The following is an 11,157-nucleotide window of genomic DNA, read 5'->3' as shown; positions in this document are numbered from 1 at the left end:
GGAGATGTGTATAAGAGACAGGTGTAGTCGAAGCCTTCAAAAATGTCCGCGCCGACGGCACCGAGGTTGCCGATGTGAATGTCGCGCTCGCTGTCGCTGGTGGTGGCGCCGAGGACGGTGAGGTGGCCCATCGCGATGACGGGACGGCTCTGCGCGAGCTGGCGGCACGCGGCGAGCTGCGCGGCGTAGTGGGCGCGGATGGCGCTGCGGAGCTGCTCGTGCACGGCGGTGATCGTTTCACCGGCGGCGGCCTGGCGGAGATCGCGTTCGCGCAGAAACGGCACAGCGGCCACGACGGCTCCGCCGAGATCGACGACATTGGTTTCGCCCGCGTGACCGAAGACATGCACGTCGAAGCGTTTTAAGAGCTCACGCGGGGCGTTGAGGTGGGAGGCGGAGTCGTGGTTGCCGCCGGTGATGATCGCTTTGACCGTTTTGAGATCGGCGAGGCGCTTCAAGAAGTCGAAGTAGAGCGCGACGGCATCCTGCGGCGGATTCGCAGCATCAAAGACATCGCCGCTGACGAGCAGCGCGTCGATTTTCTCGCTGCGGAGGGTTTCGATGAGCCAGTCGAGAAACGCGGCATGCTCCGGCAGGCGGTCACGCTCGACGAGTCGGGCGCCGAGATGCCAGTCTGCGGTGTGGAGGATGCGCATGGGGAGTCCACTGACAGAAAAATGCGGACAGAAACAAGGGATTCGTTTTTGGGGACGGTTTTTTCTGTCGGATGGATGGGATGGGTGGATGATGCCATGAAGGCAAAGGCCTTCAGTAACCCAGGTTCTACGAACACTGGGCTGCTTGACGCAAGCCCTTGAGGCTTGGGAGTCAACTGGGGGGCCAAAGGATGTGAAGGGTGACAACAACACGCCCGGCTCATCTCGCGGAGCGAGATGGCTACTGTACGGGGAGCAGCACGCGTGAGGCGTGGTCTTTCTCGTGGAGGATGGTGTGCGTGCCGGGTTTGGTTTCCTTCATCCAATCGACGGTCTGTGGGCCGCCGGTTTGATTGTTCGGCTCATACAACGGTGCGCCGGTGCTGGAGACGGTGACGCGGAGGCGGTGGCCGGCGTTGAGAATGATGCTGGTCCAGCCGATGTGCCATTTGAGCTTTGCTGGCTCGCCGGGAGTGAGGAGCACCTGATGATCGATGCCTTCGCGATAACGCGCGCGCATGGGATAATCCATGAGAACGATGCTGCGACCGTTGGGATAAACGTCGGAGACACGGAGGATGAAGTCGGTGTCGGTGACGGTGGACTTCACCCACAGCTCGGCCTCGATTTCGCCGGTGATTTCGAGGGGCTTGGTTAGCGGTTCGGTGCTCCAGGTGCGGACGTCCTTCTGTTTCTCGAAGTTCTGGCCGTCCTTGGCACCGAGGAAGGCGCGGCCAGGCATTTCCATCGGCTTGAGCGGGTCGCTGTCGTAGCTGGTGCCGCTGTTCGCCGCGGAAGGCGCGTCGGATTTCAAAACGGCGCCGTCGTGAAGATAGAAGCTGGTTTTTTCGACCTGCGGCGGCCAGTCCTTGGCCTCGCGCCAGACATTGCCGGGCGCATTGGACTCGCCGAGAGCGCCCATGACGTAGTAGCGGACAGCGGGCTCTTTTTCGATGCCGTTGTCGATGCCTTTGAGCCAGTGATCGAACCAGCGTACCATGTGCTCGACCTCGGGCCAGGTGGCGTTGTCGGGATAAACGAGTTCGCCGACCTTGCTGCCTTTGTTCAGTCGCCCATGCAGCCAAGGGCCGAGCAAAAGCTGCTGCTGGGCGTTCGCTTTGCGGCCAATGAAGCTCTGCACGCTGCCCTGCACCATGAAGTCATACCAACTGCCGATGGTGAAGCAGGGGACGTTCATCTTGTCGAAATGCAGCGTGCAGTCCTCGGCACGCCAGTAGTCGTCATAGTCGGGATGCTGGTCCCACTCACGCAGCAGGTCGGCATTGTCAGAAGGAACGCGGCAGTTCGCGCCGAAGTCGGCGAAGCGGCCCGGACGCGTGACACCGCCGATGCGATAGCCTTCCTGAAACAGGCTGAGGCCGGTATCGACCATGTACTGGCACTTGAGCGATGGCGGTTGCGTGACAGCGAGGAAGTTCTGCGCGAAGCCACCCTGAGAACTGCCAAAGGTGCCGACCTTGCCGGTGCTCCACGACTGCTTTGCGAGCCATTCGCAGGTGTCGTAGCCGTCTTTCTGCTCGCCCCAGGCCAGCGCCCGATAGCCGACGTATTTGCCCTCGCTCTTCTGCGAGCCGCGGAAATTCACCATCGCCACCGCGTAGCCGCGCAGGGCCATCTCCGCAGCCCGTTTGCGGGTGCTGATGCCGCTGATGTCGGCGTAGCGCTGCTCAAAGATGGCGGGCCATTTGCCATCGCCTTCAGGATGATAGAGGTAGGCGGAAAGGCGGATGCCATCGCGCATCGGAATCATCACGTGTTCCTCGTGCACGCCCGGGACATCGAGTTTGGGCAACTCCTTGCCGACGGAGACGGAAACAAGCGCGAGGAGGGCAAGCAGGCTGGATTTCATCCAGCGAATACGCGTTCACGTGCGCGCATCCATCGGCGCTCAGTTGCGATTCAGGAGCTTCTTCACCTCGTCCTCCGTATAGGCGCTCTTTTTGCCCTCTGCACGGTCGTTGTAGTTCTCGATGATGAGCGGTTTCCTGACCCGCCGCTCATCGCGAGTGAGGGCGGAGCCTGTTTCGAACACGTTTCTGCCGTCCCTGAACATGGAGCTGCCCTCGCGGGCGCTTTGGTCGGCAAAACGCGAAGCCTGGGTCTCGAAGGAGCCCTTGGACTCGACCGCCTGCTTGCCACCCAGCGAATAGGTCATGTCAGAACTGCGGCTCTTCGACCTGCTGAACCAGCTTTGCGACGTTTTGAACTGCTTCTGCCCCGCGTAGGAATCACCGCCGTTGAAGGATTTCGAGTGATGCATCTGCTTCTGGAAGTGGGAGCCGGCGTTGCCCCGCGACCGCGAGTTGGTGATGTACTTCTCATACGTGCTGCGGCGGCTTTGATCCGGCTTCTGCATGGATCGCTGGGCCAGGCTCATGCCCGCAAAGTCTTTCTTTTCCTCCTTCTTCTTGTCGCCGCCGGCGCACTGGGACAATGCGAGTGAGACGGAGAGGCAGAGGAGAAGCTGGAATGAACGGGTCATGGCTGGGGAGTGGCTTTGGCGGCCTGGCTTCTGAGGAACAGGATTTCTTTTTTCACGGCTCCGGGAAGCTGGAACTTGGGCAGCTCGGATTCGACGGCAGCCAGTTTGCCCCAGCTCTGCTCGAGTTCAAAGATCAGTTTTGCCGACTCGGCCGGCATGGTCCAGTTCATGCGCATGAGGTAAGCCTCCGCAGCCTCAAACTGGCGCTGGCGGATGAGAAAACGAGCGTGGGCGGCAAAGAGGTCCGGCTGCAGCGAGGCAGTGCCATCGAGACGACGCTGCGCCGCATCAAACAACTCGCGGGCGAGATCGGCACGGCCGGCCGCTTCGAATGCCCGCGCCCATTCGATGGTCTGCGCACCGCCCGGGAAGGTGAGGCGGAGGCATTCGTTGAAGAGCTCCTGCACCGAGGCCGAGTCGTCCAGGGCGTGCGCCACCCGCACCGAAAGCGGCAGTTTGCGCCCCTGCTCGCGCAGAGTGGGAATGCCGGCCACGATGGCGCAGGCGTCCCAGGCCCAGCGGGCGCGGCCCTGCTGCAGCATGGCCTCCGCGGCGGTCTCGATGCAGAGCCGGTCCTTTTCCTCGGCCTTCTGCCACGCGTGCATGAAATCGGCATGCGCCGCCTCCGGCAGCTGTGAGGTGAAGGCGCTCAAGGCCAGCGCTGCCAGCGGGCGATCGGCCCCCGCACGCGCCTCCGTGCGCAGGATGGCGGCCCAGCTTGGAGCGTGTTTGCCGGTTGCGAGCCCCTTGAGCCAGTCGTGCATGGCCTTCAGCGTGTCACGATCACGTGTGGTGACGCGGAAGAGCGCTGAAATCTGCGCGCGTCCGCGTTCCGGCGTCCAGTTGGGATCAGCGGCCAGCACCTTGAGCTGTTCCAGGCGCAGGGTGAAGCGCTCGTGGTCACCCTTCAGCGTGCGATCCGCCTGGGTGAGCAGGTTGAGCGCTTCGGCGCCGCGATCGTGCGCACGCAATCCAGCGGCGAGAGCGAGAACACAGGGCAGCGACTTGCGCTCGACACACAGGCTCATCAGAGCCCGGGTCTCGCCCTCATCCCTGGACTCTGTGGCGATCTGGCAGCGCAGCTTCAGCACGTCCTGCCCCGTGGCATCCAGCGGATCAGCGAGGGGCACTTCACGCAGCACTTTCAAGGCGGCCTGCGGCTGGGCCAGGCGGCGCAGGATCTGGCCGCGATGCAAACTGGCCTCGGGATCGAGATCGGTCCCGGCCTGGTCATTGACCACGTAGGAGGCATGCAGGCGATCCCAGGCGGAGAGGGCTGCCTTGTCATCGCCCAGGCGCTCGTGGAGCAGACCCAGCTCACGAAGGTAGGACACCTCATGCGGACGGCGACGCTCCAGCACCTGTGAAAACTGCTCGCGGAAGCCCTGGCGGCGCAATTCATCCACATTGAAATCACGGGCGAGGAAGAGCGCGTGTTTCTCACGCAGCGTGTCATCCCCCGGCTGCGGCGGCTTCAGCGGCGGCTCCGCCAGGAGCAGCTTCAGCGAAAACTGCAGCCCTGGCTCGATCTCCATGGAGTTCTCGCACACGCGCAGCAGCCACAGCGCGTAGTCGGGATTCGATGGCGCCCGGTCCGGCAGCATGGCGTAAACCGCGATCGCCTCACGCACCATGCCCACGGTTTCCAGGCGGCTGCCGAGATTCCCCAGCGTGTCCACCGAGTGCTCGGTGCGCAGATCCACGGCGGCCAGGTGCTCGCGGATCATCCGTTTCCGCGTGGGGAAATCCACCTCACGCAGCTTGGAAAGGAGCTCGTTGATGCGCCATTCGCCAAATTCGGAATCCGAACGCGGACCCAGCATCGAATTGCCATGACGCGCGGCCACCGCGCTGCTGGCACCAGTCACCACCGAGCCGAGGCCCTGCTGGATCATCAGCGCCTGGATCTCCCGCGTCTCCTCCCAGTAGCTGCGGAGATGCAGCGGCTCCTCATAGCGAGAGGAACCCTGTGGCAGCAGGCTGCCCCGGGACTCGCTCATGTCCCGCTGGGCCAGGAACGGCCCGGACAGGAAGCGCCCCAACGCGGCCGCGCCTTTCTCATCCGCGCCGCTCAATCCGGCCACCGCCGCCTTGCGGATCGAGGTCAAGGCCGAGGGCCGCGTGCGTTGCAGCCTGCGCCAGGCATCGCGCAGCGTTTCCTCGCGCTGCTGGTCGGATGCCGAGACACGACTCAGGGAAGTCAGGCTCAGCAGATAGGGATCGTAGGTCGTGCGATAGTTTTCCGCCGTCACCGGTCCGCGCAGGGCGTCGTCCAGGTAGCGGCGGGCCAGATCCCAACGCTCCGCACTCTCTGCGATGCGTGCCAGGAAGAGGGAGTAGTCCATCTCCATCTCCGGTGAGTTCTTCGGCAGGCTTTCGCCCAGGGCCAGCGCCTCGTCGTAGCGCTGTTTGTCCTGCAATTTGCGCGTCAGCTCCACGATCGCCGAGTTCCGCAGCACGCGTGACCGGCCGAGCGTGCGCAGTTCCTCGTCGCGATAACGAAAATCGGACACATCCACCAGCATCGAGACGCAGGTCTGCAGCAGCTCCGTGCGCGTTTTCATGACATCCGGCGCCCAGCCCTTCTCACTGGCCCACGCCACCACGTCTGCCATGCCGCCGCTGCGCAAAGTCAGCCAAACCAGGCAGAACTGCGCCTCCAGCGTGCCCGTTTCCGGCAGCACCTTCTTCAAAACCGCGCGGAACTCCGCTCCTGCGCCCGCATAATACAGCGCCCATAGCTTTTCCACCGCGTTCGCCTTCGGATCATCGCTCCACTGGCGGATCCACGCTGCCAGGCCATCGCCGCCATGGGTGCGGCGCAGTTTGGCCAGCTCCTCGATCACGCGCAGGCGCACGAGCTCCGCCTCGGTCGGCAATTCAGCGAATTCAGCCCGTGGCTGGCCCAGAAACGCACGCATCTTGTCGAGTTCCTTGCGGTCGAGTCCGGGTGCGAAGTCCAGCAGCGGCACCAGGTCACCCGTCGTCACGCCACCTTCCGACGACCGGCGTGTGTCCGTCAGCGGCAGGGGGGCGCGGATGCCGCTGCTGGCGTAACTGCGTGCTTTCACCGGCATCGTCAGCACCTCCTGGAGCTGCCGCTCCGCCTCCGCCTCATCGGCGAAGCGCAGGCACTTCAAGGCCAGCCGCAGCCGTGCGCGGCCGTCCCAGGTCCGCACGCGAGCCATCTGCTCATACACACGCCGTTCCGCCTCGTCCTGACCTGTGCCTTGATAATACTTCGCCAGCTCCTCCAAAGCCGACGCATCCTGGGAAAACCGGCTTTCCAGGCGGCGGCGCACACGATCCGCCTCCGCGATCTGAAACGTCTGCTCCAGCAACTCCACCAGCCGGCGGGTCTCCGGGGCGATGTCCTTTGGCGCGGCGGACGCGGCGATCTGCTTCTGGAAATAGATCGCCGACTTCAAATCCGACACGCGCAGGGCCGCGTCCCGCAACTGATCCAGCGAGAAGGGCGTGTCCGGCGCGGTGTAATACGCCTGCTTCATGCTGGCGAAGGCCTTCACATGCTCACCGCCGCGCTCGAACACCTGCGCCAGCGCCTCGTGGTAGAAACCATCGAAGGGATGCCGCTGCACACGCTCCAGCAGCGCATTCTCCAGCAGCTTCAGACGGTCACGGGCCACGCTGGGCGCCAGTTCCCCGCCGCTGGCGTCTGAAAACGTCAGCCGGTCGATGCAGCGCCGCAGCACCTCGCGGCGGCGTTTCACATCCGTCTCACGTTCCAGGATCTGCGCCTGCACCTCCACATGTTCCTGGATGCGGTGCTGCTGCAGCAGGATGTCCGCGTAGCTTTCCAGAAGAGGCATGGCCGCAGGACCTTCCGCCCGCTTCACCGCCTGCCGCCACAGCGCCAGCGCATCCTCGGCACGCCGCTGCACGAAGTACACCTTCGTCAGCGCCGAGAGCAGTTGTCCGGATTCTGGAAACTCGCGGTAAGCTTCTTCCAGCAGCTTCGCCGCCTCCACACCCATCGGCGGAAATGGCGTGTCCGTCTTCCAGCCCGGGCTGCTGCGGTCCGCATCCACGCGGCGCTCCGCCTCCAGCCGCAATTCCGCCAGCCGCAGCGTGTAGCGGATGCGCCCGGACGGATCGATCTCGGAAAGGTGCCGCAACTGGCGCTCCGTCAGCCCGGCGTTCTCATCCGCCACCGCCAGATCCAGCTTCAACTGCTCCGCCACCAGCGACAGCGGCCGCTCCTTCTTCGTGACGGGATCAAACTCCAGCCGGTGAAGCAGCTCGTAGGCCTCCTCGATCTGATCGGTGCGCAGCGCCCACCAGAAGCCGCGAAATGCGGTTGCTTGAGCGTCCGTCGTTTTGAAATCACTGTTTCGCGCCGCGGTGATCTGCTTCTGCGCGGACTCCATCACCGCCTGCGGCATCTGCTCGCGTTTCTGCCCCTCGTTTTCTCCGCCGGTGCCAAATCCGCCGGCACCGGTGAACGCATCCGGCAGCTTGAACTCGGCCGACAGGCCCTGTTTCGGCTCCACTTTCTGCCCGCCCATCAGGATCGACAGCAAACGCTCGTCCACATCGACACGTTCCTCGTCGGTGGTGCTCGCATGCCAGGCTTTCTCCACCCACTCGGCCGCTTCCTCGTTTTCACCCTGCTCGGCCAGCAGATCCGCCAGCCGCAGCCACGCCTCACGGCCGGCATCCGGTTTCGCGACAGCGGAACGGGCCAGGATGATCGCGCTGTCGAGGTTGTTGCTCGCGGCCAGGAACGACGAGGCCTCGATCAGCCGCTTCATGCGTTCCTCATCCGTGGTCGCGCTGCCGGTGAACTCGCGCAACAGCTTGTCTTCCGCCGCCACATCCCGGCGGGCGCGGAAAAAGGCGGCCAGATCAAACACCGCCTCCGACTTCTGCGGATCGCGCTCCACCCGGGCTCGCAGGATTTTTTCCACCACCGCGTCGAGCGACCGTCCTTGCGCGAAAACGAGCACCTGCTTCTCCACATCCACGCCGCCCTGCGTTTCGAGCAGCTTCATGAGCCGCTTCACCGCACTCGGTGCATCGCCACCGCGCAGATCGGCCTCGCAGCGGAGCAGCACGATGGCAGGAACATCGCTGCCATCGCCCTTGAGCCGTTCATCGAGCAGTTTTGCCGCCTCGGCCGTGTCATCATGATCCAGCAAGGCCCGCACGAGCTGCCAGCGGTAGTCCTCAGCCTGCGGCACCGCCTTCACCAGCTCACGCAGCCACTTCACGTGCTCCTCGGGCTCCACGGTGATGTCAAAGAACCGTGCGGCATCGAACAAGGCCTGCTCTGAGGGCGGAACCGCCTTCGCAGCAGTCACCAGCGCGTTACGCAGATCCTCCAGCGCTCCGAAACGCTCATGCAAACGCACCCGGCGGCGAAAAAAGTCCAGGTAACGGCCGTCGCGGAAATGGAGCAGCGCGAGCCCGTCTTTCAGCGCCTGATCGGCCTTCGGGAACTGGTCCGTGTGCTCGTGGATGCGGGCGAGGTCATACAGCGCGGCCAGCTTGCTCCGCGGGTCCTTCTGCTCCGCGAGCTTCAGCAGGAAGGTCACCGCACGCTCGGGAAACCCGGCCTGCAGGAGCAACTGGGCCACCTCACGTGCGAGGTCCATGTCCTTCGGCCGCATTTTGGCTGCGCGTTCATAAGCATCCGCCGCCTCCGCGTTCTTTTTCACCGCCAGCGCCCAGCCGCCCATTTGCAGCCACATCTGCGGGCCGGCGGGATCGTCCGGCCCGATCAATTCCGCCAGTCGCTTGATGTGAGCGTAGGCGGTGGCGGGATCAGCCAGTTCCTGGGCCACGGCCGCCCGCGCTTGCAGAAGGAGCTTGTTGCTGCCGTCCTGCTTCAGCAGCTCGTCATACATCTGTGCCGCCTTCTTCAAATCGCCGCTGCGGCGGATGAGGTGCGCCTCCACCAGCTTCACGGCCTGAAACTTCGACGACTGCGCCTGCTGCGACACATTTTCGACCAGCAGCTTCGTGGCGTCGTGCTTCTCATACAGCGCCCAGAGCAGGTCCAGGACGCGCCCATACTCAGGCTGCTGCACGAGGAGGGACAAATACTCGTTCGCCAGCTTCGTGTCGCGCTCCGACCACGCCTTTTCGGCCGTCTGCGCCGACGCGCTCAACGTGTATGCCAGCACGCACGTCCCCACGAGACGTCTGACACCCTGCAACTGGCCTGAGATTCCCGTCATGCTCAATTCCATACGATCCTAAACGCCTTTGCATGCAGCGCCAAGCTGCAACACGAGGCCACCTGCGGGTGAAACGAATGCGGCGGGCACCGCCGGGCCGCCGTTCCGCGCCGGAGACGGGCAGAAAACGGCGGCTGGATTCCAGTTTGACAGGTTGGGGGTGGCGTCCTATTCTCGCCACCCCTTTCCCCCGCCCCTTTATGGCCAACATCCGCTCCGCTGAAAAGAACATCCGCAAAACCACGGCTCGCACCGCTCACAATCAGACGGTGAAAAGCCGCATCCGCACGCTTCGCAAGAAAGTGCTGGCCGCTGTGGAGAAGAAGGACGCCGCTGCCGCCAGCGCCAGCCTGAGCGAGTTCGCCTCCGCCGCCGACAAGGCCGCCAAGACCAACGTCCTCAAGAAGAACACGTCCTCCCGCCTCAAGAGCCGCCTGGCCCTCAAGGTCGGTGCGCTGACGAAGTAATCCGGCAGTTCCAGAACTTTCGAAAACGGCGTCCTGACGAGGGACGCCGTTTTGTTTTGCAGACGGCGAGCGGCTGGAGTGATGGATGGATGCGCCGCCTGCGTTCGCCGCGCTTGCGCTCATTCATCCAACCATCCATTCATCCACCAATCCTTCCCTCATCACTCCAACCGTCCTCCCTCTGCCATGACCCGCCACCGCATCGCTCCCAACGGCCCTGAGTTCTCCCGCCTCGTCTATGGCACCTGGCGCATTCTGGATGACGAGGACAAGGCCAATTGCACGCCCCAGGCATTGCTGAGCCGCTTCAAGGCCTGCGCGGACCTGGGAATCACCACGCTCGACACTGCGGAGATCTACGGCACCTACCACGTCGAAGAGGCCATCGGCGGCGCCTTGAAACTCGATCCCGCGTTTCGCGACAAGATCGAGATCGTGACCAAATGCGGGATCTACATCCCCTGCGATTTCCATCCGGAGCGGAAAGTGGCGTTCTACAACCTGACGGCCGAACGAATCGTGAAGAGCACGGAGAAGTCACTCCGGCTGATGGGCATCGACCACATCGACCTGCTCCTGGTGCACCGGCCGGACTGGCTCACGAGTGCGGACGAGACGGCCGCAGGACTGAACAAACTGCTCAAAGACGGCAAAATCCGCGCCGTCGGCGTCTCGAACTACAACGTGCATCAGTTCGAACTGCTGAACTCACGCATGGACCAGCCGCTGGTGACGAATCAGGTCGAATTCAGCCTGCTGCACATGGACCCGATCTACGACGGCACCGCCGACCAGTGCCAGCGTCACCGCATTCTGCCGATGGCGTGGTCGCCCCTGGCGAAGGGCGCTCTGATGCAGGGCAATCCAGAAACCGAGCCCCTGCGGGCCAAAGCGGCCGAGCTCAGCGCCAAATACGGTGGGGCGACGCTCGACCAGTTCGCCTACGCCTGGATCATGGCGCATCCCTCCAAGCCGCTGCCGATCATCGGCACGAACAAGCTCGACCGCATCCAGGCCTGCGTGAAAGCCGCGGACATCCAGCTTGAGCGCGAGGATTGGTATGCCTTCTGGGTGGCGGCCAAGGGGCACGGAATTCCGTGAAGTGAGCTGCTCAGGCCCGGGCTGACCTTTACCCACAAGTTGGAGTGCATTCTAACGCGGCAGCGTCGTGGAGTTGCTGGCAAGTCGTGAGCAGGAACGGACGATTTGCCTCAGCCATTACGATGCCATTGAGCTGACGCAGGCGCGGCAGCGTCCTGGAGTGCTCCAGCCCTCTGGAGCTTTTCGCAGGCCCGAGGACGCTCGAAAGCGCCGGAGGGCCGGCGCACTCC

General features: G+C 63.8%; 6 protein-coding genes. 2 read left to right on the top strand and 4 right to left on the bottom strand.

Annotated features, from left to right (window positions below):
• The 4 genes from sbcD to IAE77_RS30355 form a co-directional block, all read right to left on the bottom strand.
• Positions 1–656, bottom strand: a 656-nt coding sequence (sbcD, locus tag IAE77_RS30370; protein ID WP_294235351.1) for an exonuclease subunit SbcD, incomplete at its 3' end; no start/stop codon positions are given.
• A 241-nt stretch (positions 657–897) separates the two neighbouring features.
• Complete coding sequence (locus tag IAE77_RS30365; RefSeq protein ID WP_294235350.1) at positions 898–2,526, bottom strand: CocE/NonD family hydrolase; 1,629 nt, start codon at positions 2,524–2,526, stop codon at positions 898–900.
• Positions 2,527–2,565: 39 nt separating this feature from the next.
• Positions 2,566–3,159: a hypothetical protein gene (locus IAE77_RS30360; RefSeq protein WP_294235348.1), complete on the bottom strand. Its 594-nt coding sequence runs from the start codon at positions 3,157–3,159 to the stop codon at positions 2,566–2,568.
• The gene (locus IAE77_RS30355; RefSeq protein ID WP_294235346.1) at positions 3,156–9,359 is read right to left on the bottom strand and encodes a tetratricopeptide repeat protein; all 6,204 of its coding nucleotides are present in this window, start codon (positions 9,357–9,359) and stop codon (positions 3,156–3,158) included. The genes IAE77_RS30360 and IAE77_RS30355 overlap by 4 nt, the downstream gene beginning before the upstream one ends.
• Before the next feature lie 200 nt (positions 9,360–9,559).
• Here IAE77_RS30355 and rpsT point away from each other — a divergent pair, with 200 nt between their 5' ends.
• Both rpsT and IAE77_RS30345 read left to right on the top strand, forming a co-directional pair.
• Entirely contained in the window at positions 9,560–9,826 is a 267-nt protein-coding gene (gene rpsT, locus IAE77_RS30350; protein WP_294235344.1) for a 30S ribosomal protein S20, read from the top strand.
• Between the two features lie 186 nt (positions 9,827–10,012).
• Entirely contained in the window at positions 10,013–10,927 is a 915-nt protein-coding gene (locus IAE77_RS30345) for an aldo/keto reductase (protein ID WP_294235342.1), read from the top strand.
• Positions 10,928–11,157: the final 230 nt, after the last annotated feature.

Source organism: Prosthecobacter sp., from assembly GCF_014879935.1.
GTDB lineage: Bacteria > Verrucomicrobiota > Verrucomicrobiia > Verrucomicrobiales > Verrucomicrobiaceae > Prosthecobacter.
Note: the sequence above shows the minus strand (reverse complement) of the source record. Positions and strands in the feature narration are given on the sequence as shown.

Excerpts from the sequence above, each read along its gene's own strand:
- IAE77_RS30365 (WP_294235350.1), bottom strand. The coding sequence starts at position 2,526 with ATGAAATCCAGCCTGCTTGCCCTCCTCGCGCTTGTTTCCGTCTCCGTC.
- IAE77_RS30360 (WP_294235348.1), bottom strand. The coding sequence starts at position 3,159 with ATGACCCGTTCATTCCAGCTTCTCCTCTGCCTCTCCGTCTCACTCGCA.
- IAE77_RS30355 (WP_294235346.1), bottom strand. The coding sequence starts at position 9,359 with ATGACGGGAATCTCAGGCCAGTTGCAGGGTGTCAGACGTCTCGTGGGG.
- rpsT (WP_294235344.1), top strand. The coding sequence starts at position 9,560 with ATGGCCAACATCCGCTCCGCTGAAAAGAACATCCGCAAAACCACGGCT.
- IAE77_RS30345 (WP_294235342.1), top strand. The coding sequence starts at position 10,013 with ATGACCCGCCACCGCATCGCTCCCAACGGCCCTGAGTTCTCCCGCCTC.